This is a genomic window from Ferrovibrio sp. GW821-FHT12D07 (assembly GCF_058807275.1).
In genome coordinates this window covers 1,155,033-1,180,349 of record NZ_JBXAQN010000001.1, presented here as the reverse complement: position 1 = coordinate 1,180,349, position 25,317 = coordinate 1,155,033, and the positions used below count along the sequence as shown (strand labels likewise).

Annotated in this window: 20 protein-coding genes and 1 riboswitch; of the genes, 11 read left to right on the top strand and 9 right to left on the bottom strand. The window is 63.2% G+C overall.

Features of this window, described 5'->3' with window-relative positions; all coding sequences use genetic code 11:
• Positions 1–35: 35 nt before the first annotated feature.
• The 6 genes from AC1RRE_RS05935 to epmA all read right to left on the bottom strand — a co-directional run bounded on the left by AC1RRE_RS05935 (position 36) and on the right by epmA (position 6,957).
• A complete protein-coding gene (locus tag AC1RRE_RS05935; RefSeq protein ID WP_492980182.1) occupies positions 36–1,070 on the bottom strand; it encodes an OmpA family protein in 1,035 nt (344 codons plus the stop codon).
• Between the two features lie 161 nt (positions 1,071–1,231).
• Complete coding sequence (gene metZ / locus AC1RRE_RS05930) at positions 1,232–2,446, bottom strand: O-succinylhomoserine sulfhydrylase (RefSeq protein ID WP_492980181.1); 1,215 nt, start codon at positions 2,444–2,446, stop codon at positions 1,232–1,234.
• Positions 2,447–2,525: 79 nt separating this feature from the next.
• Positions 2,526–2,607, bottom strand: a riboswitch (SAM riboswitch).
• 108 nt (positions 2,608–2,715) lie between these two features.
• On the bottom strand, positions 2,716–3,738 hold the full coding sequence (locus AC1RRE_RS05925) for a glycosyl hydrolase family 28-related protein (protein ID WP_492980180.1): 1,023 nt from the start codon (positions 3,736–3,738) through the stop codon (positions 2,716–2,718).
• 117 nt (positions 3,739–3,855) lie between these two features.
• Positions 3,856–5,190, bottom strand: coding sequence for a Y-family DNA polymerase (locus AC1RRE_RS05920; protein WP_492980179.1), 1,335 nt, complete (start codon positions 5,188–5,190; stop codon positions 3,856–3,858).
• A 52-nt stretch (positions 5,191–5,242) separates the two neighbouring features.
• Positions 5,243–5,908, bottom strand: a complete 666-nt coding sequence (locus AC1RRE_RS05915) for an extensin-like domain-containing protein (RefSeq protein ID WP_492980178.1) — start codon at positions 5,906–5,908, stop codon at positions 5,243–5,245.
• Complete coding sequence (gene epmA / locus AC1RRE_RS05910) at positions 5,887–6,957, bottom strand: EF-P lysine aminoacylase EpmA (protein WP_492980177.1); 1,071 nt, start codon at positions 6,955–6,957, stop codon at positions 5,887–5,889. Before epmA ends, AC1RRE_RS05915 begins: the two co-directional genes overlap by 22 nt.
• A 131-nt stretch (positions 6,958–7,088) precedes the next feature.
• Between epmA and efp the strand changes: the two genes are divergently transcribed.
• Entirely contained in the window at positions 7,089–7,661 is a 573-nt protein-coding gene (efp, locus tag AC1RRE_RS05905) for an elongation factor P (protein ID WP_492980176.1), read from the top strand.
• Positions 7,662–7,894: 233 nt separating this feature from the next.
• Positions 7,895–8,377, top strand: a complete 483-nt coding sequence (locus tag AC1RRE_RS05900) for a PAS domain-containing protein (protein ID WP_492980175.1) — start codon at positions 7,895–7,897, stop codon at positions 8,375–8,377.
• A gap of 4 nt (positions 8,378–8,381) precedes the next feature.
• Here AC1RRE_RS05900 and AC1RRE_RS05895 read toward each other — a convergent pair whose 3' ends face one another.
• Entirely contained in the window at positions 8,382–8,810 is a 429-nt protein-coding gene (locus tag AC1RRE_RS05895; RefSeq protein WP_492980174.1) for a winged helix-turn-helix transcriptional regulator, read from the bottom strand.
• 306 nt (positions 8,811–9,116) lie between these two features.
• Here AC1RRE_RS05895 and AC1RRE_RS05890 point away from each other — a divergent pair, with 306 nt between their 5' ends.
• The 4 genes from AC1RRE_RS05890 (at position 9,117) to AC1RRE_RS05875 (ending at position 15,169) form a co-directional block, all read left to right on the top strand.
• Positions 9,117–9,578: a (2Fe-2S)-binding protein gene (locus tag AC1RRE_RS05890; protein WP_492980173.1), complete on the top strand. Its 462-nt coding sequence runs from the start codon at positions 9,117–9,119 to the stop codon at positions 9,576–9,578.
• Between the two features lie 2 nt (positions 9,579–9,580).
• Positions 9,581–11,782 carry a xanthine dehydrogenase family protein molybdopterin-binding subunit gene (locus tag AC1RRE_RS05885; protein ID WP_492980172.1) on the top strand — a complete coding sequence of 734 codons (2,202 nt, stop codon included), beginning with the start codon at positions 9,581–9,583 and terminating at the stop codon, positions 11,780–11,782.
• A gap of 145 nt (positions 11,783–11,927) precedes the next feature.
• The gene (locus AC1RRE_RS05880; RefSeq protein WP_492980171.1) at positions 11,928–14,063 is read left to right on the top strand and encodes a TonB-dependent receptor family protein; all 2,136 of its coding nucleotides are present in this window, start codon (positions 11,928–11,930) and stop codon (positions 14,061–14,063) included.
• Positions 14,064–14,092: 29 nt separating this feature from the next.
• Positions 14,093–15,169 carry a PepSY-associated TM helix domain-containing protein gene (locus AC1RRE_RS05875; RefSeq protein ID WP_492980170.1) on the top strand — a complete coding sequence of 359 codons (1,077 nt, stop codon included), beginning with the start codon at positions 14,093–14,095 and terminating at the stop codon, positions 15,167–15,169.
• Here AC1RRE_RS05875 and AC1RRE_RS05870 read toward each other — a convergent pair whose 3' ends face one another.
• Together AC1RRE_RS05870 and AC1RRE_RS05865 are read right to left on the bottom strand one after the other, a co-directional pair.
• Positions 15,170–17,431, bottom strand: a complete 2,262-nt coding sequence (locus AC1RRE_RS05870) for a methyl-accepting chemotaxis protein (RefSeq protein WP_492980169.1) — start codon at positions 17,429–17,431, stop codon at positions 15,170–15,172.
• 280 nt (positions 17,432–17,711) lie between these two features.
• Complete coding sequence (locus AC1RRE_RS05865) at positions 17,712–18,917, bottom strand: MFS transporter (protein WP_492980168.1); 1,206 nt, start codon at positions 18,915–18,917, stop codon at positions 17,712–17,714.
• Positions 18,918–19,122: 205 nt separating this feature from the next.
• On the opposite strand from AC1RRE_RS05865, the gene AC1RRE_RS05860 reads away from it, so the two are divergent.
• Genes AC1RRE_RS05860 through xdhC form a run of 5 tightly spaced genes read left to right on the top strand, consistent with a single transcriptional unit; the run spans position 19,123 to position 25,309 of the window.
• Positions 19,123–19,917, top strand: a complete 795-nt coding sequence (locus tag AC1RRE_RS05860) for an ABC transporter ATP-binding protein (protein ID WP_492981333.1) — start codon at positions 19,123–19,125, stop codon at positions 19,915–19,917.
• Positions 19,914–20,687, top strand: a complete 774-nt coding sequence (locus AC1RRE_RS05855) for an ABC transporter permease (RefSeq protein WP_492980167.1) — start codon at positions 19,914–19,916, stop codon at positions 20,685–20,687. The genes AC1RRE_RS05860 and AC1RRE_RS05855 overlap by 4 nt, the downstream gene beginning before the upstream one ends.
• 37 nt (positions 20,688–20,724) lie before the next feature.
• Entirely contained in the window at positions 20,725–22,197 is a 1,473-nt protein-coding gene (gene xdhA, locus AC1RRE_RS05850; RefSeq protein WP_492980166.1) for a xanthine dehydrogenase small subunit, read from the top strand.
• Positions 22,194–24,512, top strand: a complete 2,319-nt coding sequence (xdhB, locus tag AC1RRE_RS05845; protein ID WP_492980165.1) for a xanthine dehydrogenase molybdopterin binding subunit — start codon at positions 22,194–22,196, stop codon at positions 24,510–24,512. The genes xdhA and xdhB overlap by 4 nt, the downstream gene beginning before the upstream one ends.
• Positions 24,509–25,309: a xanthine dehydrogenase accessory protein XdhC gene (gene xdhC / locus AC1RRE_RS05840; RefSeq protein ID WP_492980164.1), complete on the top strand. Its 801-nt coding sequence runs from the start codon at positions 24,509–24,511 to the stop codon at positions 25,307–25,309. Before xdhB ends, xdhC begins: the two co-directional genes overlap by 4 nt.
• The last annotated feature ends 8 nt before the right edge of the window (positions 25,310–25,317 follow it).

The window sequence follows — 25,317 nt, the reverse complement described above, 5'->3', positions numbered from 1 at the left end:
GGGGCGGCCGTGCCGTTAAGCGTAAACCGCGAGGATTACTTGCGCAGATAGATCTGCGCGTTGCGGTTCTCGTCGTTGCGGACGCCGTCAGCAGTCGGGACGCGCGGCTTCTCTTCGCCGTTGGCAACCGTCTGAATGGCGTTCTGGGCAATGCCCTTCGAGCTCAGGTAGGAAGCGACCGCAGCAGCGCGACGCTGCGACAGACGCTGGTTGTAGGCGTTGCCGCCCGAACGGTCAGCGTTGCCTTCGATGCGCACGTTGGTCGAACCGGTGGCACGGTAGTCAGCGATGGCGCGATCAAGCACCTGCGCCGCAACCGGGCTGATGTCCGACTTATCGAACGCGAAGAACACGATGTAGGTCTCAGGCGCACGAGCCGCCGGAGCCGGGGCAGCAGCGGCCGGGGCCGGAGCCGGGGCCGGAGCAGCAGCCGGCATCGGCTTCGCAGCCGGAGCGCCGAACTTGTAGGTCAGACCCAGCATGACAGTGTGGATCTGGTTACCCAGATCGACGCTGGCAGGAGTGTTGCTCGCGAGGTTGACGTCGCCATGGTACTGGTAGCGATAGTCAGCGCTGATCAGCCAGTTCTGGTCCAGAGCGAACCAGGCGCCGGCGATGCCCTGCACGGCCCAGGTGCTTTCCTGGTCGTCCGTGGTGGCGACGCCGACGCGAGCGCCGTTACCCGAGAAGCGGGCCATGCCGACACCGGCGCCAAGGTAGGGGCTCCAGCTGTTGTCCGGCATGAAGTCATACAGGCCGTTCAGGAACAGGGTGTACATGCGAGCGTCGCCATCGACGCTGGCACCGCCATTGGCGCTGTCGAGGCCGTACTGACGCCAGGCGAGTTCGCCTTCAGCGCGCCAGCCGCCACCGAAGGCATAACCACCCTTGATCAGAGCAGCGTAGCCGGTGTCGAATTCAAGATTGGTGACAGCGCCGCCATTCTTGATGTCGGCGTCTTCCATCATCGACGCGCCAAGGCCAACGCCGATATAGGGCTGCGCCATGGCCGGAGCGGAAGCCAACGCAACCAGCGCAGCACCAGCCAGCAGAGCGACACGAATGTTCATCGAGAGTCTCCTCAAGAAAAAATGATTGGAGGTCGTCATCAGGACGATACTCCGGCAATGCCTCAACCCAAACGGACTATAGCAGCAGGCGTGCCGGCCGGAAAAAGCCTTAGGCCTCAGACTCTTGCGAATCCCGGCCCCTGTTGCATTCCGGCAACAGATCAGCCCGCCTTTTCAAGGGCATGAGTCAGATCGTCAATCAAGTCCTGCGGGTCTTCCAGGCCGACCGACAGGCGCAGAAGGTCGTCCCCGATGCCCAGCCGGCCTCGTTCCTCGGCGCTCAACCTCTGGTGCGTCGTGGTGGCGGGATGGGTGATCAGGCTTTTCGAGTCACCGAGATTATTCGAGATATCCACCAATTTCAGAGCATTGAGAAACCGGAAGGCCCCGGCCTTCCCGCCCTTCACCCGGATCGCCAGCATGTTGCCGCCGGCCTTCATCTGCTTGCGGACGAGCGCCGACTGGGGATGGTCGGCCCGGCCAGGATAGAGCAGCGCCGGAACATTGGTGGCGGGAGCCAGACCGGGGTGTCCGGCCAGGGTGTCGGCCAGCCGAGCGGCCGACTCGACATGCCGGGTTATGCGAAGCTCCAGGGTTTCCAGGCCCTTCAGCATGACCCAGGCATTGAACGGGCTCAGCGCCGGGCCAGTATGGCGCAGATAAGGGGTCAGCTCATTGACCACGAACTCCTCGCTGCCCAGCACCACGCCGCCCAGGCAGCGGCCCTGCCCGTCGATATGCTTGGTCGCCGAATAGACGACGATATCGGCACCCAGCTGCAGCGGCTTCTGCAGCACCGGGGTGGCAAAGACATTATCAACCACCACGCGGGCACCATGCTTATGCGCCAGCGCCGCGACGGCCAGCAGATCGACCACTTCCAGCGTCGGATTGGCCGGTGTCTCCAGGAAAACCACCCGGGTCTTGGGGTTGATGGCCCGCTCCCAGGCCGTGATGTCGGTGCCATCGACCAGATGCGTCTTCACACCGAAGCGCGGCAGCAGCTCTTCCATGATGTAGCGGATCGAGCCGAAGACGGCGCGGGCGGACACCACTTCATCGCCGGCCTTGAGCTGGCACATCAGCGCCGCATTCACCGCAGCCATGCCGGTGGCGGTGGCGCGCGCGGCCTCGGCCCCTTCCAGCAGCGCCATGCGCTGTTCAAACATCTCGACCGTGGGATTGCCGAAGCGGCTGTAGACGAAGCCCGGCTCCTCGTTCTTGAAGCGGCGCTCGGCAGCTTCGGCGCTGTCATAGCAGAAGCCCGAGGTCATGAAGATCGGCTCGGAGGTTTCGCCAAAGCTGGTGCGCATCAAGCCGCCGCGCACCATCTGGGTCGCCGGACGCCAGGTCTTTTCATGCTCTTTCTTGCTCATCGCCCTTGCCTCTTTCCCACGTCTCGCCCGCCACTGCCGCGGACAACAAAAAACCCCGGCACCATGAGGCCCGGGGTTTTTTGAAAACCGCCCGACCTCTTTAGCGGTTTGTTTTACGTGGTCCGCAAGCCGGTCGGCTCCAAATCACCACGACGCCCCACTTGGGCGTGGCAAGCGTGATACGGCCTGGGGCCCCTGCCCGTCAAGCCCGAATGGCGGCCGGCAGGGCAAACCCGGCCCTGCCGGCGTTAATCATTGGCCATTCATGGTCAGGGGATCGAGGCAATCTCCGTGGCCCGGGTCTGGAAGCCGTCGCGGTAATCCCGCTCGCCGTTGCAACTGACGATGCTGGCCTTGGCCCCGGGCGTGCCGCTCAGGCTGGAGAGGTGCATGGTACCGGCGGTCTCAACCCCGGACCGGAAACAGCCGATCATCGAGAAGATACTGGTCACATAACCGCGCACCAGATGCGTCTGGTAATGCCGCGAGGTGGCACTGCAGGCGACCATATTGCCGAAATTCTGGAAACCCACGCCGGCATTGCCGGCACCGAAACTGCCCGCCGACATCCAGTTATTCTCGAAGCCGCAATTCGACATCAGGGTGAAACCGTTCGGGCAGTTGGCGCCCCAGGTACCGTTCTCGAGGAAATAGCAGCCGTGGAATCCGGCGTCGGTAGCGTCGTTGACCAGCTGGCAGCCGACCTGCCGGTTCTGCCCGAAGACGCAGCCATAGAGATGCATGGCCGAGAGAATGCCGCCGCTGGGCGAGTTGCCCATGCTGAGGCCATTCTCGTTCTGACGGAAGAAACTGTTGTCGATCTGGGATTCGAAGATGTTGCCCAGCATCTGGCAGCCATCACCGCCGCAGCCTTCGATGAAGATGTCGCGCAGGCAGATGTTGTAGAGGAAGACAGCCTGGTTATCGGCGCGCAGCACCAGGCCATGGCTTTCCTGCCCGTTGCCCTTGATCTGCAGGCCCTCGATCAGGAAGAAGCGCACCACGGCGTTGCTGATCACCTGCAGCACCGGCGTGCTGTTGGTAATGGCCGACAGCAGCGTTGCGCCATGCGCGATGATGCCGACATGGGCGGCGGAATCCTGGGCGAATGCGATATTGAGGGTGGCCGTAATCTTGTAGGTGCCGGGCGGGATATCGACAAAGGTGCCCGGATCGGCGGAAATCCGGTCCAGGACAGCCTGTATCGCGGCGGTATCGTCAGCGACGCCGTCACCGACCGCACCGAAATCGACCGCGGACAACATACGTTTGACAGGAGCAAGCAGCGCCATGAGCAATCCTCCATAAGTGGCATGGAGGACCGGAAACTGGACGTCGCGGGGTTAGTTTCCCACCTTACAAACGGTCACAGGTAGCTGCACAGAGCCGTGATTACAGCAGTAACCGCATCACTCCTTGAACTCTTCTTTTTTGGGAATGCGATTGAAGGCGATCTTGGCGCCCATGAAATCGGAACGGTGCTTGGGCAGGGGACCGATACGGACCGTATCCTTCTTGTCATATTTCTGGTTCAGCTTGTCCATCGCGCTCCACAGCTTGGCGCGCTTGGCTGCGGCTTCAGCATCATCCTGTTCCAGCCCGGACGCACCGCCGAACAGGTCGAGCGTCACTTCGTCCTGCGGCACCATACCGCTGAGCCACATCCCCACCTTCATATAGCGGCCGCGTGGCTTTTTCGTCTCGCGCAGCATCTGCTCCCACAGCCGTGTGATGGCATCGAGAATGACGAAGCTGTCCTGCGTCTGCGTCAGGCGAAAATCGGCGGCCCAGCGCGTGCCGTCGTCGAACCGCACTTTGGCGCCGAGACTGCTGGCGACAAACCCCAGACGCCGCAGCCGTGCACCGCCCTTCACGCCCAGGCGTCGCAGGATCAGATAGGCGGATTCGACATCGCGATTCTGCGGCGGCAGCACATGTTCGTGGCTGATCGTGCGCGTGGCATTCGATTGTTCGTAATCGCCGATGCCGCGCAGGCGCTGAACAAAGGCCGGGCCCTCCTTGCTGCCCCAGATGCGACGCGCCTCTTCCGGCTTCATGTCCCAGAGCTGCTGGATACTATCAACACCGGCATCCCGCAGGCGCTGCTCCATATTGTGGCCGATGCCGGGCAGGTCACGCAGAACCAGCGGCAGGATGCGACCGGGCAGGTCGTGCGCTTCGATGATGGTCAGACCATCGGGCTTCTGCATATCGGAGGCGAGCTTGGCCAAAAACTGGTTCGGCGCGATGCCGATCGAACACCGGATGCATTCACCCAGTTTTTCGTTGTCGCGGAGGCCGGCCCGGATTCGGTGCGAGAGCGCGATCGCGTTATCCTTCAGGCGCTGCGGCCCCATCAGTTCGCAGGAGACTTCGTCGATCGACCATGTCTTGTAGACCGGGATATGACGGTCGATCTCTTCCTCTACCAGATGATGCACCTCGACATAGCGGTCATGCCGCGCATTGACGATGCCGATGCCGGGGCATTTCTCCTTCGCCTCCCAGACCGGCGTGCCGGTCTTGATGCCGAACTGCTTGGCCTCGATGGAAGCGGCGATGGCCGAGGTGGTATCGCTCATTACCGGCACGACGATGATCGGGCGATTGCGGAGTTCGGGATTATCCTGCTGTTCGACGCTGGCAAAGAAACTGTTCAAGTCGAGATACAGGAAGCGCAGCGACGAGGCACCCCAGGCCTTTCGCGCGGCAACATCGGACTCTGAACGGGGCGGCATGGTCATGGCGGCAATCTAGCGCGCCCGTCCGTCCTGCAGAATAGGAAGGTTATCCCCGCTAGGCTCCGCACCTATTCCAGGGCCCGATATCCCAATGGAAGCTCTTGGCATGGGCCGCATCGGCATTGGGGCCAAGCACCACCGAGAAATAGCGGCAGGCGGCGCGATTGACCTCGCGCAGATACTGCCCTTCCTTGCCGCGCGCCCGGAAATGCTGGTCCACCGAAATGCGGGTGCCATCGCGCAGCAGGAACCCCCAGACATCGAAGGCACGGCCATGGCCGTGTTCGCTGATCTTGCTGCTGTTGCCGGTCATGCGCTTGCAGGTGAAGGCACCCGCATGGTTGATCTGCCCTAGCGGCTGGCCGAAGACGCGCTGCGCCTCGGGCACCAGCACCTCTTTTTCGAACTGCACCAGACGCACCGCCATCGGGCAGGTCATCTCGGCCGGCCGCACAAGTTCGACCGTGGTGCTGATCAGGCGCACGCCATTGTTGAGCGTGCAGCCGTCCTTGCCGGCCTCGGCCTGGGCGATCAGTTCGAATTTCGCACCCGTCGCGACCAGGTCGTTCAGACAGGCCGCCTGGATCACGTCGCGGCCGATCCATTGCGTGCTGGCCGGCGGCTGGGTCGGCTGCGGCAGCGACGTACGGCTCGACTGGCGCGGTGCGCAGGCCGAAGCCAGCAGCAGGCAGAGAAGGGTTATTCCGAGACGGGCAGCCACAGCACCTCCTCGATCCGGGCGGCGCCGGTCAGCAGCATGACAAGACGGTCGATGCCCAGCGCAATGCCGGCGCAATCGGGCAGACCGTGATCGAGCGCGGCGATGAAATCCGCATCGATCGGATAATCATAGCCATAGAGCCGCTTCTTGAGTGCCATATCGGCCTCGAAACGGCGGCGCTGTTCGGCGGCATCGGTGAGTTCGGAAAAGGCATTGGCCAGTTCCATGCCGCAGGCATAGAGCTCGAACCGCTCGGCCAGATGCGGCGCATCTTTCCGGGGTCGACTCAGCGCCGCCATATGGATCGGGTAGTCATGCAGGATACAGGGCGCATCCAGGCCCAGCATCGGCTCGACCTTTTCCAGCGCCACGCGGAAATAGAGATCGTCCCAGCTGTCGCCTGAATCGACACGGACACCGATGCGGGCGCAGGCTTCGCGCATCCGGACCAGGTCGGGCCGGTGCGGATCGGTGCCAATGCAGGCCGTCAGGTCCAGCTGCGCATACCGCTCGAAGGCCTGGCTCACAGTGAGATACTGCCAGGGCTGCATCACATCCGCGGCATGGCCATTCCACTGCAGCTGCGTCCGCCCGGTGGCGGTAGCAACATGGCGCAGCAGCGTTTCGCAGTCGCGCATGATGACGCGGTAGTCCACGCTGGCGCGATACCATTCCAGCATCAGGAAAGCCGGATGATGGGTGGCCGCCCGTTCGCCGTTGCGAAAAACCGGTGCGAACTGGAACAGCCGCTGCTCGCCCGCCACCAGCAGCTTCTTCATGGCGAATTCGGGCGAAGTGTGCAGATAGAGCGGCCGGGCGCTGCCGTCGGGATGCTCCAGCCGAGTCTCGAAAGCCTTCAGATGCGGCTCCAGTCCGGGCGAAACCTGCAGGGCCGGCGTCTCGACCTCGACGAAATCCAGGCTGGTGAAGGCCTCCCGCTGAGCGCGCAGGACAGCCTGCCGGACCAGCAGATTCGGCCTCCGCCGGGCATAAAGCGCCGGATGCCACCAGTTCGGGCCGGACGACGGAGCTTTGGGCGGCTGATCCACGGCGTCTCTCGGAGCGCTTTTCGCGGCGACTCGGGTTGAGGTGGGGGTCCCAACCTGATAGTTTCCGCGCGGTTTTTTCGCAAGCGGGTCCATGCAGGAACCCGCTATTGGTTTTTCGGAGATACGCTTCCATGCCCAAGGTAAACGCCAACCAGCTCCGCAAGGGCAACGTGGTTGAGATTAACGGCAAGCTGCTGGCCATCATCACGGCGCAGAACATCCAGCCGGGCAAGGGCACGCCGGTGATGCAGCTTGACCTGCGCGACCTGTCGACCGGGATCAAGACCACCGAGCGCTATCGCACCACCGAAGGTGTCGAGCGCGTCTTCATCGATACCCGCGAGTTCACCTACCTGTTCACTGAAGGCGACATGATCACCTTCATGGATGTCGAGAATTACGAACAGGTCGGCGTGCCGTCCGAAGTCGTGGGCGAGCAGGCCGTCTGGCTGCAGGAAGGCATGAAGGTCGACATCAGCCTGCATGAAGGCAAGCCGGTGTCGGTCTCGCTGCCGCAGACCGTGATCATGGAGATCACTGATACCGAGCCGACCGTGAAGGGCCAGACCGCGTCGTCGTCCTACAAGCCGGCCATCGTCGAGAACGGCCAGCGCGTGATGGTGCCGCCGCATGTCTCGTCCGGCGTGCGCATCGTGATCAACATCAGCGAAGGTGCCACCTACATGGAACGCGCCAAGGACTGATCGCTCATCAGACTGTTGCAGTTGCAACAAACCCCGCCGCAGCGATGCGGCGGGGTTTTTGCTGGTTTACACGCTTCTGTGATCAGCGGCACAGCCAGCCAGCCGCCTGCGGCCTATAACACCGCCACACCAATCATCCATCCGCTTTCCAAAATCGACTTACGGAGTCCCGCCCACCATTGGCCTGCATCTGCGCGTCATGCAGCCAGGCCGCATGAAGGGAGTGCCAAGTCATGTCGTCTTGCCCGAAAGAACTGACCTCGCTCGAAGCATACTGGACCGCGCAGCGGGACAGCCGTGGCGCCCTGCCCGCGCGCGCCGCTTTCGCGCCCGAGCATCTGCGACCCTGGTTGGGCAATATCGGCATCGTGACGGTCGAGCGCGAGACCGACGACCTGCGGTTCCGCGTCGTGTTGTCGGGCACGCGACTGGACGAGTATCGCGGGCACAGCATTACCGGCCGCTATATCGATGAGATCTGCCACAACATCTCCGCCACCAGCCCGCATTACCAGACCTGCGTGGCTACCGGCGCGCCCGTACACTTCCTGCACGACAACTCGCCCAACAGCGCCATCTACAAGGCGATGGGCAAGCTGCTGCTGCCGCTCAGCGAAGACGGCGTCACCGTCGACCGCATCCTGGTGGCGATCTATCCGCTGCAGGCCAACAACGACATGTCCGACGCTATCGGCAGCTACGCGCTGGCTGGCTGAAACCTCAGCCGTCCTGCCGCGACGGCTTGACCTGTGCATCGAAAGCCAGGCGCGCCGCATCAACCAGCGCGGTATTCCGGATCGCCCATTCCCAGACGCCACAGAGCGCTTCGGCCAACGCGACACCGGCCGGAGTCAGTTCATAATCGACGCGCGGCGGTACTTCCGCATAGACACGACGCGCGACGACACCATCGCGCTCGAGCTGACGCAGGGTTTGTGTCAGCATCTTTTGGCTGATGCCGGGCAGATGGTCGCGCAGGCGCGAAAAGCGCAGCGCGCCGCGCTCGTAAAGCTCATCCATCGCCCGCATGCTCCACTTGTCCCCGAAGCGCACCAGCAGATCGCGCACCAGGTTTTCCGCCTCCGGCGAGACGACGCAGGCGCCGTCACAAACCGCAGAGGCAGTTGCCGGCGATGCCATGGCGGGCATGGTTTCTGCCAGGTGCCTATCAGTCGATTCAAGTGCCTTATTGCTCATGGAAACCAGCGTTTTATATGATTGCGTCATGCAGACAGATAATCGCATGACGACGGCCGTGACCACCGGTTTTTCATCCGTCCATGTGATGATCATTGTCTGCGATCACAAACTTCAGTCAAAAAATCACGAGGCCGGCGACGCCCGCTGCAATATACTGCGCTGACCAGCAGGGGCCGCCCAAATGCCCCGTTTTCAAAATTCATCACCGCGGATCGCATCCGCCCTTCTCTCTTCACCGCCCCAGTGGAGGACTCCATGGCTATTGCATTTACCCTCAACGGACGTTCCGTCAGCCTCGATGTCGATCCCGACATGCCGCTGCTCTGGGCCGTGCGCGACGAGATCGGCCTGACCGGCAGCAAGTTCGGCTGCGGCATGGCGCAATGCGGCGCCTGCACCATGCATGTGGAGGGCCAGCCGGTGCACGCCTGCTCCACGCCACTCTCGGCCATCGAAGGCCAAAAGGTCACCACCATCGAAGGCCTGAACGGCAAGATCGCTCAGGCCGTACAGAATGCCTGGGTCAAGCACGAGGTCGCGCAATGCGGCTACTGCCAGTCAGGCCAGATCATGTCGGCCGTGGCGCTGCTGTCCGAGACGCCGAAGCCGAACGACGCGCAGATCGACGAGGCCATGCAGGGCAACATCTGCCGCTGCGCGACCTATGTGCGCATCCGCGCCGCCATCCATGATGCCGCCAAGACCGTGAGGGCCTGATCATGACCGAGCAGAGCAAGATTCAATTGGGCAAGATCAAACTGCCTGAAGCATCCCGTCGTCGTTTCCTGCAGGACGCGGGCGCCGCATCGCTCGGCCTCGTTGTCGGCTTCCACTGGGTGCCACGCAATGCACTGGCCCAGACGAAAGCCACCGGCCAGCCGCAGATGATCAACGCCTTTATCCGCATCGCGCCGGATAACACCGTCACTGTACTGTCCAAACATGTGGAGATGGGCCAGGGCACCTATACCGGCCTCGCCACCATCGTGGCCGAAGAGCTGGATGCCGACTGGAGCCAGATGCGCACCGAGGGCGCACCGGCCGATGCCAAGCTCTATGCCAACCTCGCCTTCGGCATGCAGGGCACCGGCGGCAGCACGGCGATGGCCAATTCCTGGGACCAGCTGCGCAAGGCCGGCGCCACCGCGCGCGCCATGCTGGTGACTGCGGCTGCCGAACAATGGAAGGTTCCGGCGAAGGAGATCACCGTATCCAAGGGCGTTGTCAGCCATCCGTCAGGCAGGCAAGCCACCTTCGGCCAGCTCGCCAAGAAGGCTGCAGGCGTGACGCCGCCCGCAGACGTGCCGCTGAAGGATCCGGCCAAGTTCGGCCTGATCGGCAAGAAGACGCCGCGTCTGGATGCCAAAGCCAAAAGCAACGGCACCGCGCAATACACCATCGACGTCAAACTGCCCGGCATGCTGACCGCGGTGCTGCAGCGCGCGCCGCTGTTTGGTGCCACGGTGAAAAGCTTCGACGCCAGCAAGGCCAAAGCCGTGCCGGGCGTGGTGGATGTGGTGCAGGTATCCAACGGCGTCGCCGTGGTGGCGAAGAACTTCTGGTCTGCCAAGCAGGGCCGTGAGGCGCTGGAGGTGGTCTGGGACAACACCAACGCCGAGAAGCGCGGCACCGACCAGATCCTGGCCGAATACAAGGAATTGGCCAAGACACCAGGTCTGCCGGCCCGCAAGGACGGCAATGTCGATGAGGCTTTCGCCAAGGCCGCCAAGATCATCGAGGCGACCTACGACTTCCCCTATCTGGTGCATGCACCGATGGAGCCGCTGGACTGCGTGGTGAAGATCGACGCAAACGGCTGCGAAATCTGGGCCGGCGACCAGTTCCAGACGCCTGACCAGATGAACGCGGCCAAGGTGCTGGGCATCAAGCCTGAGCAGGTGAAGATCAACACGCTCTATGCCGGCGGCAGCTTCGGCCGGCGCGCCACGCCGAACTCCGATTACATCGTCGAAGGCGTGGAGATCGCCAAGGCGATGGGTGGCAGCGCACCGGTGCGGCTGATCTGGACGCGTGAGGATGATGTCCGCGGCGGCAAATACCGCCCGATGTATCACCACACGCTGAAGGCGGGGCTGGACGACAAGGGCAACATCACCGCCTGGCAGCATCGCATCGTCGGTCAGTCGATCATCGCCGGCACATCTTTCGAGCCCTTCATGGTCAAGAACGGCATCGATGCCACATCGGTGGAAGGCGCGGCCAACCTGCCCTACGCCATCCCCAACATGAGCGTCGAGCTGCACACCACCAAGGTCGGCGTGCCGGTACTGTGGTGGCGGTCGGTCGGCAGCACGCACACCGCCTTTGCCACCGAGGTCTTCCTGGACGAGATCGCGATGGCGACACAGCAGGACCCGCTGGCCCTGCGCCGGAAGCTGCTGGCCAAGCATCCGCGGCATCTCGGCGTGCTGAATCTGGCCGCCGAAAAGGCCGGTTGGGGCAAGCCACTGGCCAAGGGCCGCATGCGCGGCATCGCCGTCCATGAAAGCTTCTCGTCCTATGTGGCGGAAGTCGCGGAAGTGTCGCTGAAGCCCGACGGTACCTGGAAAGTCGAGAAGGTCGTCGCTGCCGTCGATTGCGGCATCGCGATCAACCCCGACATCATCCGCGCGCAGATCGAGAGCGGTATCGGTTACGGCCTCTCGGCTACCATCAAGCCCGGCATCACCATGAAGGGCGGCGAAGTCGAGCAGTCGAACTTCCATGACTACGAAGTGCTGCGCATCCACGAGATGCCGCAGGTGGACGTGCATATCGTCCCGTCGAAGGAAAAGCCGACCGGCGTGGGCGAACCGGGTACTCCGCCGGTGGCCCCGGCGGTGGCCAACGCCCTGATGTCGGGTACCAGACAGGTCTTCCGGGCCCTGCCTTTGCCGGGCGAGGGCGTCAAATCGGCGTGACCCGCGCATAGGAACCCTTGAAAAGCCCGCAGGAATTGCGGGCTTTTCTGTTTGCGCCCCAGAGAGTTAAGCAAACCCAGCCTTGACATACACGGGCAATCGGAGGAAATAAGAGCCTTCTCTGATAATAAGAATGAGTCTCACAATGAATAAGCTTTTTGGGGGTACGGCCACTGCTCTTGGCCTTCTGCTGGCACTGCCGGCTTTCGCTCAGGATAACCAGCCCGTCCAGCTGCAGGCCCTTCAGGTGGCCGGCGACTGGCTCGGCGACGCCAATGAAGAGGTCGTGCGCACCCATGCGGGCGGCCGCAGCGTCGTGCGTCAGGACCAGTTCGAGCAGAGCGGTGCCGCCACGGTGACCGATGCGATCCGCGCCATCCCCGGCGTGCAGACCCCGCCGCCCAACGGCAGCGGGGGCGGCGACTACGCCCTCAATATCGGCATTCGCGGCATGACCTCGCGCCTCAGCGCCGGCGCCACCATCCTGATGGACGGCGTCCCGCTGGCCAATGCGCTGTATGGCCAGCCCGAAACCTCGCTGGGCGCAGTATCGCTCGGCATGCTGAAGGCCATCGACGTGGTCAAGGGCGGCGGCTCCGTGCGCTATGGCCCCGGCACCTCGGGCGGTGTGGTCAACTTCGTCACAAAGGACATCCCGACCTCGCCTTATGGCGGCGAAGTCAGCCTGCGCGGCGACAGCACGGCCAGCGACCGCAATGACGGCCGCATGGTCGGCAAGGCCGATCTTATGTTCGGCGGCTCGCTGCAGAACGGCAGCGGCATGGCCGTGTTCTATTCCGGCAACAACGGCGAAGGCTATCGCGATAACGCCGACCACAAGATCGACGACTTCATGCTGAAGGGTCGGTTCGCGCTGACCGAGAACAGCCGGCTGGAAACCCGTCTGCGTCATTACAACGCTGATGCCAGCACGCCCGGTCCGCTAACCCAGGCGGCCTACAGCGCCAATCCCTACCAGTCGACGCATTCCTACGAGCGCTTCCTCGGCGAACGTGATGAATACGTGCTGAAGTACGTGAACGAGTTCAACGGCAATTATCGTCTGGAAACCACTGGCTTCCATACCCAGAGCTTCCGCGAACTCACGATCGCTTCGAATATCGACAACCCGGCGCCCATCGCAGGCGGCAGCGACGCCACACTGAACGTGCTGGACCGCATTCCGCGCAATTACAGCGTCTGGGGCTTCGAGCCGCGCTTCACGGCCCTGGCCGAAACCGGCCCGGTCAAGCATGCCGCCTCGATCGGCTATCGCTACATGATGGAATCGACGGACGAGAAACGGTTCCGTCGCGGCGGCGCCGCCACTCCGGACGGCACCAATCCCTTCACGCTCCCTGAAGTGCGCAACCGCTATACCGACGGCTCGACCGAGGCACATGCCGTCTTCGTCGATGATGCCATGAAGCTGGGCACTGTGACGGTGACGCCCGGTATCCGATTCGAGAAGGTTGATGTGGATCGCAGCAACATGCTGACCGGTTTCCGCGACACCGAGACGTACGAGGAACCGCTGCCGTCGCTGAGCATCGGCTGGGAAATCAGCAAGGAACTGTTCGGCTATGCCAACTATTCCACCTCGTTCAACCCGGTGACTCATCTGGCACTGGGCGAGAACGCGGTGACTGGCGGTTCCAGGCTGAACCCCGAGCGGGCCAAGACCTATGAACTCGGCGCACGCTACAAGGCCGGCCCGGTGTCGTTGGAAGGTGGCCTGTTCTGGATCGATTTCGATGACCAGATCGAGCCGAATGGTCCGGGCGGTCAGAACATCAATACCGGTGCAACCCGCCATCGCGGCATCGAAACGGCGGCTGAATACGACCTCGGCGCGCTGAACGCCGCGATGAAGGGCCTTAGCATCTACGGCACCTATGCCTTCACCAAGGCTGAGCGCATGCAGGGTCCCAACAAGGGCAATGACCTGCAGCTCTATTCACCGCATGTCGCCACCCTTGGCGCCCGCTACCGCGTTCAGGAATGGACCTTCAACCTGAATGCCTATGGCCAGTCCAAGCAGTATGCCGACGATGCGAATACCGAAGCTGCCAGCGCCAATGGCAAGTTCGGCCGCATTCCCGGCTACGTGCTCTGGAACGGCCAGGCGGCCTATGACTTCGCCAATGGCCCGACCGTGGCCTTCGGCGTGGCGAATATCTTCGATCAGCCTTACTACACCCGGGCCAGCATCGAAGCCAACGGCGGCATCTTTGCCGGCGCGCCGCGTACCGCCTATGTTATGACCAAGTTCGTGTTCTGATGTAGGCATCCCCAGACAAGGCGGCGCCAGTGACTATTCGACAATTCTGGCGCCGCCTTCATCTCTGGATCGGTCTCGCCGGCGGCCTCCTCTTCGTGATGCTGGGCCTGACCGGCAGCATCCTGGTCTACCAGGATGAAATCCTCGGCCTTCTCTATCCCGACGTCATGCATGCGGAGCCGCAGGGCCCCATAGCGTCGCCGTCGCAGATCATTGCCACAGCCCAGCAGGCCACCGCAGGTCGCGTCACCCAGTTGCGCTATCCCGAAGATGCCGGCCATGCCGTGCAGGCCGTGGTCGCACTGCCCGATGGCGCTCGCCAGACCCTGCTGGTGAATCCCTATGCCCTGACCGTGCTGGGCCCCCTGCCCGGCCGCGTCTTCACCGTCATGTTCGATTTACACAGCCGCTTGCTGCTGGAGATCGGCAATGGCCGGCCCCTCATCGGCTGGCTCGGTGTGATCTTCGCGATCAGTGCCATCACCGGCATCATTCTGTGGTGGCCACGCGCCGGATACTGGCGACAGGCCCTCACCATGCGCTGGCGGAACATGTCATGGTTCCGCCGCAGCTTCGACCTGCACAAGGTCAGTGGCGCGACCACGGCCGTCCCGCTGCTGCTGCTGGCCCTGAGCGGCAGCGCCATCTGCTTTCGCGAAGCGTTGCTGCCGGTGATGGCGGCGCTGGGCGGCCAGCCGCAGGGCCGGCCGCAGCAGGCTGCACATACGGGTCCTGTCGCCCCGCTGGACGACCTGGTGGCGGAGGCACTGCGCCTTATGCCGGGTGCCCGCATCGTCTTCATCTCGCCCCCGGCGCGGCCGGGGGCCACCACGCGCATCCGCCTGCGCCAGCCCGGCGAGATCCATCAGAATGGCCGCAGCTATGTGCTGTTCGATGCCGCCGGCAAGGTGCAGGACCTGCAGCGCGTCACGGACCTGCCCGCAGCCAACCTGGTTTTCGACCAGCTGCCCTATCCGCTGCATACCGGCTATCTGTTCGGCGAGGCCGGCCGGCTGGTCGTGTTCATCAGCGGATTGCTGCCGGCGCTGTTGTTCGTTACCGGAATCGTGCTCTGGCTCAGGCGCCGCCCGCCACGCGCCCGCTGATCAGGCGCGCTTGAAGAAGCCGACGAGCCGCGCCAGTTCCTGCGCCTGACCGGCCAGTGCCTGGGCGGAAGCCGAGGTCTCCTCGACCAGGGCACCGTTGCGCTGGGTCATCTCGTCCATGGTGCCGACGGCAGTATTGACCTGATCAAGGCCGGTAGCCTGCTCGCGCGACGCCGCCGCGATTTCAGCCACGATATCGGTCACCTTCTTCACAGCGGCCACGATATCAACCAGCGAGGCGCCGGTCTGGTTCACCAGATCGGCGCCGGACTTGACCTGTGCATTGGATTCCGAGATCAGCGCCTTGATGTCCTTCGATGCGTTGGCAGACCGCTGCGCCAGTGCCCGCACTTCCTGTGCAACGACGGCAAAGCCCTTGCCGGCTTCACCCGCACGCGCGGCTTCCACCGAGGCATTGAGCGCAAGGAGATTCGTCTGGAAGGCGATCTCGTCGATCAGGCCGACGATGTCGCTGATCTTCCGGGCACTGCCTTCGATCTGGCTGACAGCCTTCACCGCATCCGCCACCACACTGCCGCCCTTTTCGGCCGTGTCGCGCGCGGCGGTCGCCAGCTGGTTGGCGGCCTGGGCATTGTCGGCATTCTGGCGCACGGTCGTGGTGATCTCGTGCATCGACGCAGCCGTCTCTTCGATGCTGGCAGCCTGACTTTCCGTACGGCTGGCCAGATCCAGGCTGCCGGATGAAATTTCAGATGCCGCTGCATGCACGGCATCGGCACTGACCGAAAGCCGGCTGGCGAAATCCTGCAGTCGTTCACCCATGCGATTGGTGTTGTCCTTCAGTTCGCCGAACACACCGGCATAATCGCCCTGCATGCTTTTGCGCAGATCGCCATCGGCAAGCGCCGCCATCACGCTGGCCATGTTGCCGACTATGCTTTGCAGCATTTCCGCCAGACGATTGAGGCGCTGGGTCACATCCAGGAAGAAGCCTTCCTTGCCCTGTTCGTCCAACCGGGTGGACAGATCGCCCGACAGGATACCGTTGACGAGGGCGCCGATCTCGGCTGCCGCGGCCTGCTCGCGGATTTCGCGCATGCCACGCGCACGCTCGGCTTCATTGCGCTGGGCCGTAGCGGTGGCTTCCAGTTCCTGTTTCTGCTGGGCATTGGTGCGGAAGGTTTCATAGGCTTCGACCAGATCACCGATCTGGTCCTGGCGCGCCTTGGTCGCGATCGTCACGCCGGTGTCACCTCCGGCCAGTCGGCTCATGGCGCCCACAACGGCAGCCAGCGGCACAGTGATGCCGCGAATGATCAGGCCGCTCAGCAGGGCGGCAACGACCAGCAGCAACAGGACAACGATAGCCTCGGTGCTCAGCGTGCCGCGTTCGGCGCTACGGATCTGCGCACAGAGCGCCAGCAGATCGTTGCCCAGGCGGTCTTCCAGCAGTTTGAGCTGGTCGATGCGCTGGGTGGTGGTCTGGAACCAGTAAGGACCCGCAATATCGCCGGTGTTGTTAGTAGCGATGAAATCGTAGCCGATCTTGCGCAGGCGCTGCACTTCGGCGAAGGAGGCATGCGCCTGTATCTGCTTGTAATAGGCAACCTGCTCCGGCTTCGCCCGCTCGGCGAAGTCGGCGAAATCGGCTTCCTGGGTCAGACCCAGGCCAACAAAGCGCTGATAGACCTCGGGCGCGAAGCTCTTGGCGGCGAAGGCGCCCGCGCCGGTGGCGCGTTCCTGGCCGGCCTTTTCCTTGCCTTCCAGCACGGCGAGATAGGCGCCCAGTGCGGCAGTCAGGTCAGGATGGCGCGTCACATCCGACAGGCCATGGATGCCACTCAGTGCCGCACGGATCGTCTGCGTATAACCGGCAAAGGACTGCGGCCCCGGCAGAGTAAGCGCGTCGATCTGGCTACGGCGCGCCGGCAACACTTCCAGCGCCTGCATGGTCTTGTCGCCCAGTACGGTAAGGGCGCGCAGGCTGGCAGTCTGCTTCAGGCGCTGCAGTGCTGTGGCAAAGCTTGCCGCCGCCTTGTCTGTATCGGCGCGCTGGGTTTTCAGTTCGGCACTGAACTGTGCGCCACGAGCACCGATGAACAGCGCACTGGCGCCACGCTCCTTCTGCAGCTCATGCACGAGCCCACTGCTTGCCACCGCATAGGCGAAGGCCTGCTCAGTCGCCTCGACTTCTTGCAGAACCTGCCAGCGGTCATACACCGATATGGCCGACATGCCGATGAAGCCGAGCGCCGGGATGGCGACAGCGATGATGATTTTTGCAGCGATGCCGAGACGCATCAGGATTCCCCGCCAACTGAATTCAATTTAACCGCGCAATCTAACGTTATATTTTTTTGCACATGCCTAATTGCTAATTTTTCAGTTAGCCCTTAACTGCGCATTTAATAGGCATTAAGCCTGTTTGAGTCGCAACAGCAGCATGTAACGCATACCTGACACAGTCGCGCACAACCACAAGGCATCTCAATAGCCCCGGTGGGCTGAGATTCCGGAAACATTTGCGACAACATTAAGATCACGGCTGCTGTACCACCGCGAACCAATCATGCTGATACAATCACGAAACCGGCGTGACACCGGTGAAACGCAAGACATGGCGACGACGCCACAGCAGCATGGCGCAAACGCCGCCCGCCAATGACAGCGGCAGCATCGCGAGATAGGTCAGACCATCAGCCTGCGGGAACAGCGGCCCGATCAGCAAAGTCACCGTGGCCAGCACCGAAGCGTTGGCGGCGGTGTAGAGTGTCTGTGCGGTCGCTGAAGCCTGCGGATCAATACCCTCTGCCAGCAGGCGCATGGCACCGAGATGCGCGCAGCCGAAAGTCGCCGCATGCAGCAGGTTGAGCACCACCAGCCAGGTGAAGTCGGTGGTCAGGCCGGTCAGGCTCCAGCGCAGCGCTCCGCCCAGACAGGCCAGCAGCAGCAGGCCGACACCGCCCATCCTCAGGGCGACACGCTGGCCGACCGCGAAGAGGATCACTTCAGCCAGAACACCCTCGGCCCAGAGGAAACCGATCTGTGCGTCAGACAGGCCGGCATTGCGCCACTGCAGCGTGCCAAAGGTATAAAGCATCGCGTGGCTGGACTGCAGGCAGGCATTGGCACCCAGGAAGGCAAGGAACAGGCGGTTACCGAGCAATAGCCGCATCGGCGCGCCAGCCAGTTTCGGGCGGTCGAGCGGTAGGCGCAGGTCGGGCAGCAGATGGCTGCCCAGCGCCAGACAGGCCATGGCGAACAGCATCAGGCCATAGATCCAGTCATCGTCACGCCCCTTCAGCCACAGGCCAGCGGCATAGGCGGTGACCAGGAAGCTGAGGCTGCCCCAGAGGCGGATGCGGCCGTATTGCAGGCCGTAGCGCCCCGCTGCCAGCACCGCGATATTCTCGCTGAAGGGCGTGATCGGGGACCAGGCAATCGCATAAGCGATCGCCAGCAGAAAGATCGACCAGAAGCCATGCGTCCACCAGAAGAAGGCGAACAGCACAAGGCATGCCCAGGACAGCATGATGATCGCCTGTCGGCGCGCGCCACTGCGGTCGACCAGATGCGCAGCCATCGGACCCGCGAACAGACGCACCCAGATGCCACTCGACACCACGGCCGAGATTTCCAGCGCGCTCAGCCCACGCGATTCCAGCCAGACCGGCCAAAAGGGCAGCCAGACGCCGGGGCCGATAAAAAGAATCGCGAAATACAGGCTGGTCCGCCACGAAATCACGCGGCGATCCTGTATCGCGGCGATTGCCGTATGGTCGCTCATCAAGCGCTCCGGTTGCCGCAGAATCAGGCGGGGGAAAACTGTTTACAATTGCGCGACAACAGTGTTTACAATCCCTTTAAGCGCGATGCACGCATCGCCGCAGCGGGGGCAAATCCGACAGGATTTCGACAGGGGGCAAATCGCAGATGCAGGCGATGACAGTCTTACACGGCCACACGGCTGACAACAGCCAGGAGCAGCCGTGATGCAAGGCCCCGCTTTCGTCAAGATCAGCGAAGTCAGTCTTGTCTACCAGCAGGCCGAAGAGCAGACGCTGGCCGTCGAAGGCCTCAATATCGATATCCAGGAGGGCGAGTTCGTCGCCGTGGTCGGGCCGTCTGGTTGCGGCAAGTCGACCCTTATGAAGTTGGTGACCGGCCTGCTGAACTGCACCAACGGCAGCATCACCATCGGCGGCAAGCCCGTGAGCGGTCCGGTACAGGGCGTGGGCATGGCCTTCCAGAATTCCACCCTGCTGCCCTGGCGCTCCACGCTGGACAACGTGATGCTGCCGCTCGAAATCGTCGAGCCGCACAAACGCCGCCTGCGCAAGGAAAAGAAAGCCTATGTCGAGAAGGCGTTGGACCTGCTCGGCACCGTGGGCCTGCGCGATTTCGCCGACAAGTTCCCCTGGCAGTTGTCTGGCGGCATGCAGCAGCGCGCCAATGTCTGCCGCTCGATCATCCATGAACCGCGCCTGCTGATGCTGGACGAGCCTTTCGGCGCGCTCGATGCCTTCACCCGCGAGGAATTGTGGGGCGTGATGCAGACGCTGTGGATGAAGAAGCGCTTCACCGCCATTCTGATCACCCACGACCTGCGCGAGGCCACCTACCTGGCCGACCGCGTCTTCGTTATGAGCAAGCGGCCGGGCAAGATCATCCTGTCCAAGGAAATCGATATTCCGCGTCCGCGCACGCTGGACACCACCTTCGAACCGCATTTCGGTTCGATCGTGCATGAGCTGCGCGAGCACATCCACTCGGTGCGCGAATCATGATGAACGAGAAGAATCTGATCCGGGCCATGCCCTGGCTGGTCACCATCGGCCTGTTCCTGCTGTGGGAAATCATCTGCGTGGTGACGCAGGTCGAGACCTTCATTCTGCCCAAGCCCACCGTGGTCTTCGAGGCAATGGTGAAGTTCGCGCCGCAGATCGCCCATCATTCGCTGCAGACCCTGATGACCACCACGGCAGGCTTCATACTGGGCGTGGTCGGCGGCGGCCTGCTCGGCGTGTTCATCGGCGCCTCGCGCCTGGTCTATGTCGGGCTTTATCCGGTTCTGGTCGGCTTCAACTCGATCCCCAAGGTCGCCCTGGTGCCCGTGCTGGTGATCTGGTTCGGCATCGGCACTGTGCCGGCGATCATCACTGCCTTTGTCATCTCTTTCTTCCCCATCGTGGTGAATGTGGCCACCGGGCTCGCCACCATCGAGCCGGAGCTGCGCGATGTGCTACGTAGCCTGGGCGCCACCAAGACGGAAATCCTGACCAAGGTTGGCCTGCCACGAGCCATGCCCTACCTGTTTGCGTCACTGAAAATCGCCATCACGCTGGCCTTTGTCGGCTCGGTGATCGCCGAGACCGTCGCCTCCAATGAGGGGATCGGCTACCTGATGCTGTCGGCATCTTCCAGCTACAATGTGCCGCTGGTTTTCGCTGGCCTGATCGTTGTCGCGGTGATGGGCGTGCTGATGTATGCTGTAGCGGTCTGGTTCGAGCGCCGCATGACCGGCTGGGCCTTCCGCGGCAGCGACCTGATGAGCTGATCCCCGCCGTTCGCGGGGGGCTAAGACCGGAGGCGGCATGTCTGAACCTGTCCGGTTCGTATCACGCGGCCAGGTGGTGGCGGTGGAACCCGATATTCCCCACACCATGACGGTCCTGGAGTATCTCCGCACCCGCCTGCGCCGCACCGGATCCAAGGAAGGCTGCGCCGAAGGCGATTGCGGCGCCTGCACCGTGGTGGTGGCCGAGGCCGCCGAAGACGGCAAGTTGAAGCATCGCGCCGTCAATGCCTGCATCCTCTTCATCCATCAACTCGACGGCAAGGCGCTGTTCACCGTCGACGATCTTGCCCACAGAGATGAAGAGGGGCACGACACCCTGCATCCCGTACAGCAGGCCATGGTCGACGCCCATGGCTCGCAATGTGGCTTCTGCACGCCCGGATTCGTCATGGCGCTGTTCGGATATTACAAGACCCATGACCAGGCGGATGACGCCAGCCTGAAGGACGCGCTGGCCGGCAATCTTTGTCGTTGCACCGGCTACCGTCCTATCCTGGAGGCCGGCCAGCGCATGTTCGAGGCCGGCCGCGACGACCGCTTCGCCGCGCAGGAAGCTGCGCTGCTGGCGCAGATCGGCAGCCTGAAGCGCGAGCGCATGCTGCGTCATGCCACGCCGCAGGGAGATTTCCTCAGCCCACGCAGCGCCGATGAACTGGCCGGAACGTTGGCTGCGTTGCCCGACGGCGAGACCTGGATTCTGGCCGGCGGCACCGATGTTGGGCTCTGGGTGACCAAGCAGCAACGCACACCGCGCAACATCGTGCATATCGGCCAAGTGCCCGAGCTGAAGCGTATCACCGATCATGGCGCGACCATCGAGATCGGCGCCGGCGCCACCTACAGCGAGGCCTTCACTGCCATCGAAAGCCTGCACCGGGATTTTGCCCGCATGGTGCGCCGGCTGGGCTCGGTGCAAATTCGCAATTGCGGCACCATCGGCGGCAATATCGCCAATGGCAGCCCAATCGGCGACAGCATACCAGCCTTGATCGCGTTGGGCGCCACGCTGACACTCCGCTCGGCAGCCGGCAGCCGCAGCCTGCCGCTGGAAGACTTCTTCCTCGCCTATCGCAAGACGGCGCTGAAGTCCGGCGAGTTCGTCGAGAATGTCACGGTACAGAAGCCAAAGCCCGACAGCCGCTTCGCCATCTACAAACTGTCCAAGCGCTTCGACCAGGATATCTCGGCTGTGCTGGCCGCCTTCCATGTAACGCTGGATGGCAAGACCGTCAGAAGCGCACGACTGGCCTTCGGTGGCATGGCCAGCATTCCGGCCCGCGCCACCCGGACCGAAGCAGCATTGACCGGTAAGCGTTTCATTGTGGCCGATATCGAAGCGGCGGCGACCGCGCTGGCTGAAGATTTTCAGCCGATGAGCGACATGCGCGCCTCGGCGGAATACCGCCTGCTGGCGGCGCAGAACCTGTTGCGCAAATTCTGCCTTGAAGTCAGTGGCGGCAAGACGATCAGCGTCGAGGCAGCCGAATGACCGCCGTCGTGCACAAGCCGGTCAAGCATGACAGCGCCACCAAGCATGTGGCCGGCACGGCGCGCTATATCGACGACCTGCCCGAGCCTGAAGGCTTGCTGCATGCCGCCCTGCATCTGAGCGACCGCACGCATGCGAAAATCCTGTCCATTGACTTAACCGCGGCCCGCGCCCTGCCCGGCGTGATCGCGGTGATCACCGTGACGGATGTGCCCGGCAATCCCGATATCGCACCGGTCGTCGGCCCTGAACCAGTACTGGCCGATGGGGTGATCGAGTTCCACGGCCAGCCGGTAGCCGCCATCGCCGCCGTAGACCTGGCCACAGCGCGGCGTGCGGCCAGGCTGGTGCGCGTGACCTATGAAGACCTTCCGGCGATCCTGAGCATTGCCGACGCGATTGAAAAGAATGCACTGTTGCTGCCGCCCCTGGGCCTGAAGCGCGGCGATGCCGCATCGGCCATCGCGAAGGCGCCGCATCATTTGCAGAGCGAACTGCACATCGGTGGCCAGGATCATTTCTATCTGGAGGGCCAGGTCAGTCTGGCCGAACCGCGCGAAGACGGCGACATGATGGTGCGCTGTTCGACGCAGCACCCCAGCGAAGTCCAGAAGCTCGTTGCGCGCGTTCTGGACACCCCTTTGCACAGCGTCACCGTGGAATGCCGGCGCATGGGCGGCGGCTTCGGCGGCAAGGAGACCCAGGCGGCGCAATTCGCCTGTCTCGCCGCCGTGCTGGCGACCAAGACCGGCCGGCCGGTGAAGCTGCGGCTCGATCGCGACGAAGACATGGCGATCACCGGCAAGCGCCACGATTTCCTCAGCCGCTATTCCGTCGGATTCGACGATGCCGGCCGCATCCTCGGCTACGAGGTGACGCTGGCGGGTCGTGGCGGCTGGACGGCAGACCTGACTGGTGCGGTGGTGGACCGTGCCGTTTTCCATGCTGATTCCAGCTACTGGCTGCCCGATGTCACCATCACTGGCCTGTGCTGCAAGACCAATACGGTTTCCAACACCGCGTTTCGCGGTTTCGGCGGACCGCAGGGCATGGCAACGACGGAATATGTGATCGATGAGATTGCGCGCTACCTGCAGCGCGATCCGCTCGAGATACGACTGATCAACCTCTACGGCACGACAATCAACAATGTCACACCGTATTTCCAGACGATCAGAGACAACATCCTGCCCGACCTGATTGGCGAACTGCTGGTCAGCAGCGACTACAAGGCGCGCCGACAGCAGATCGATGCCTTCAATGCACAGAGCCCGCACCTCAAGAAGGGCCTGGCGCTGACGCCGGTAAAGTTCGGCATTTCCTTCACCACCACCTTCCTGAACCAGGCCGGTGCGCTGGTGCTGGTCTATGAAGATGGCTCGGTGCAGCTGAACCATGGCGGCACCGAGATGGGCCAGGGCCTCTATACCAAGGTGGCGCAAGTGGTGGCCGAGACCTTCGGCATCGGGCTGGACAGGATCCGCATCACCGCCACGCGCACGGACAAGGTGCCGAATACCTCGGCCACAGCAGCTTCGGCCGGCACCGACCTGAACGGCAAGGCAGCCGAAGCAGCAGCCCTGGAGATTCGCAGACGCCTTGCCACTGTTGCAGCCCCGATCCTGGGCGTGGCGGCCGAGCAAATCGTGTTTGCCAATGGTCAGGCGAAGGGCGGCGGCAAGGCGATTTCCTTTGCCGAGCTGGCGCACAAGGCCTGGATGGGCCGTGTGCAGCTCTCGGCCTCGGGCTTCTATGCGACACCGGATATCAACTTCGACCGGGTCAACGGACGCGGCCAACCCTTCTACTATTTCGCCTATGGCGTGGCGGCGACCGAAGTGCTGCTCGATACGCTGACCGGCGAATACCGCTTCACCCGCGCCGACCTGCTGCATGACTGCGGCAGTTCGCTCAACCCTGCCATCGACATGAGCCAGGTAGAAGGCGGCTACATGCAAGGCCTGGGCTGGCTGACCATGGAGGAACTGTGGTGGGACGACAAAGGTCGCCTGCGCACCCATGCACCCAGCACCTACAAGATTCCGACCGCGCGCGATCTGCCGGAAGACTTCCGCGTGCAGCTTGTGTCGGGCCGCGCCAATCCGGCCGCCACCGTGTTCCGCTCCAAGGCCGTGGGCGAACCGCCCCTGATGCTCGGCATCTCGGCCTGGCTGGCCCTGAAGGATGCCGCCATTGCCGCCGCCGGTACAGCGAAGCTGCGACTGGATGCACCAGCGACGCCCGAACGCGTGCTGCTGGCGATCGAGGCTGCGCGCAGGCAGACTGCGGCAGGCAACAGCATGGCGGCGAAATGACCAACTGGCTCAATGCACTCGGCGATCTCGACCGGCGCGGCATCCCCGCCGTGCTGATCACCGTGGCTGCGACCGACGGCTCGGCGCCGCGCGAAGCCGGTACAAAAATGGTGGTGACGCCGGACGAGACCATCGGCACCATCGGCGGCGGTACGCTGGAATTCCGCGCCATCGAGATCGCCCGCCAGATGCTGGCCACCAAGCGCGGCCCGGACCTGCGCAAGTTTCCACTCGGGCCGTCGTTGGGCCAGTGCTGCGGCGGTTCGATGACGCTGCTATTCGAACCGCAGCGGCCCGACCTGTTCACCGTGGCGCTGTTCGGCGCCGGTCATGTCGGCAAAGCCATCGTACAGGTGCTGTCCGCCCTGCCCTGCAGAATTCGCTGGTTCGACCCGCGCCCCGACGAATTCCCCGATCACATACCGCCCGGCGTGAGCGTCGAGGTCACCAATGCCCCCGAACGCGAGATCGCCGGCCTGCCCAACGACGCCTGGCTGCTGATCATGAGCCACAGCCATGCGCTCGATCTAGGGATCGCCGCCAAGGCACTGCAGGAAGATCGTTTCGCCTATGTCGGCCTGATCGGCTCTGAGACCAAGCGCGCGCGCTTCCTCAAGCGATTCCGTGAACTGGGGCTGACCGAGCAGCAGCTCGCCCAGCTCACCTGCCCCATCGGTATCGATGGGGTGAGCGGCAAGCATCCAGGCGAGATCGCCATCGCCACGGCGGCACAGCTGTTGCAATTGCGGGAAACACGTCGGCAAACCTTGCGTGTCGTGGACGACAGCGCCGCCTGAGATCGGGC

Coding starts and splice junctions, on each gene's coding strand:
- xdhB (WP_492980165.1), top strand. CDS start 22,194: ATGACCGCCGTCGTGCACAAGCCGGTCAAGCATGACAGCGCCACCAAG.
- AC1RRE_RS05860 (WP_492981333.1), top strand. CDS start 19,123: ATGCAAGGCCCCGCTTTCGTCAAGATCAGCGAAGTCAGTCTTGTCTAC.
- AC1RRE_RS05880 (WP_492980171.1), top strand. CDS start 11,928: ATGAATAAGCTTTTTGGGGGTACGGCCACTGCTCTTGGCCTTCTGCTG.
- xdhC (WP_492980164.1), top strand. CDS start 24,509: ATGACCAACTGGCTCAATGCACTCGGCGATCTCGACCGGCGCGGCATC.
- AC1RRE_RS05890 (WP_492980173.1), top strand. CDS start 9,117: ATGGCTATTGCATTTACCCTCAACGGACGTTCCGTCAGCCTCGATGTC.
- AC1RRE_RS05855 (WP_492980167.1), top strand. CDS start 19,914: ATGATGAACGAGAAGAATCTGATCCGGGCCATGCCCTGGCTGGTCACC.
- AC1RRE_RS05920 (WP_492980179.1), bottom strand. CDS start 5,190: ATGACCATGCCGCCCCGTTCAGAGTCCGATGTTGCCGCGCGAAAGGCC.
- efp (WP_492980176.1), top strand. CDS start 7,089: ATGCCCAAGGTAAACGCCAACCAGCTCCGCAAGGGCAACGTGGTTGAG.
- AC1RRE_RS05870 (WP_492980169.1), bottom strand. CDS start 17,431: ATGCGTCTCGGCATCGCTGCAAAAATCATCATCGCTGTCGCCATCCCG.
- AC1RRE_RS05935 (WP_492980182.1), bottom strand. CDS start 1,070: ATGAACATTCGTGTCGCTCTGCTGGCTGGTGCTGCGCTGGTTGCGTTG.
- metZ (WP_492980181.1), bottom strand. CDS start 2,446: ATGAGCAAGAAAGAGCATGAAAAGACCTGGCGTCCGGCGACCCAGATG.
- xdhA (WP_492980166.1), top strand. CDS start 20,725: ATGTCTGAACCTGTCCGGTTCGTATCACGCGGCCAGGTGGTGGCGGTG.
- AC1RRE_RS05895 (WP_492980174.1), bottom strand. CDS start 8,810: ATGCCCGCCATGGCATCGCCGGCAACTGCCTCTGCGGTTTGTGACGGC.
- AC1RRE_RS05925 (WP_492980180.1), bottom strand. CDS start 3,738: ATGGCGCTGCTTGCTCCTGTCAAACGTATGTTGTCCGCGGTCGATTTC.
- AC1RRE_RS05865 (WP_492980168.1), bottom strand. CDS start 18,917: ATGAGCGACCATACGGCAATCGCCGCGATACAGGATCGCCGCGTGATT.
- AC1RRE_RS05885 (WP_492980172.1), top strand. CDS start 9,581: ATGACCGAGCAGAGCAAGATTCAATTGGGCAAGATCAAACTGCCTGAA.
- AC1RRE_RS05900 (WP_492980175.1), top strand. CDS start 7,895: ATGTCGTCTTGCCCGAAAGAACTGACCTCGCTCGAAGCATACTGGACC.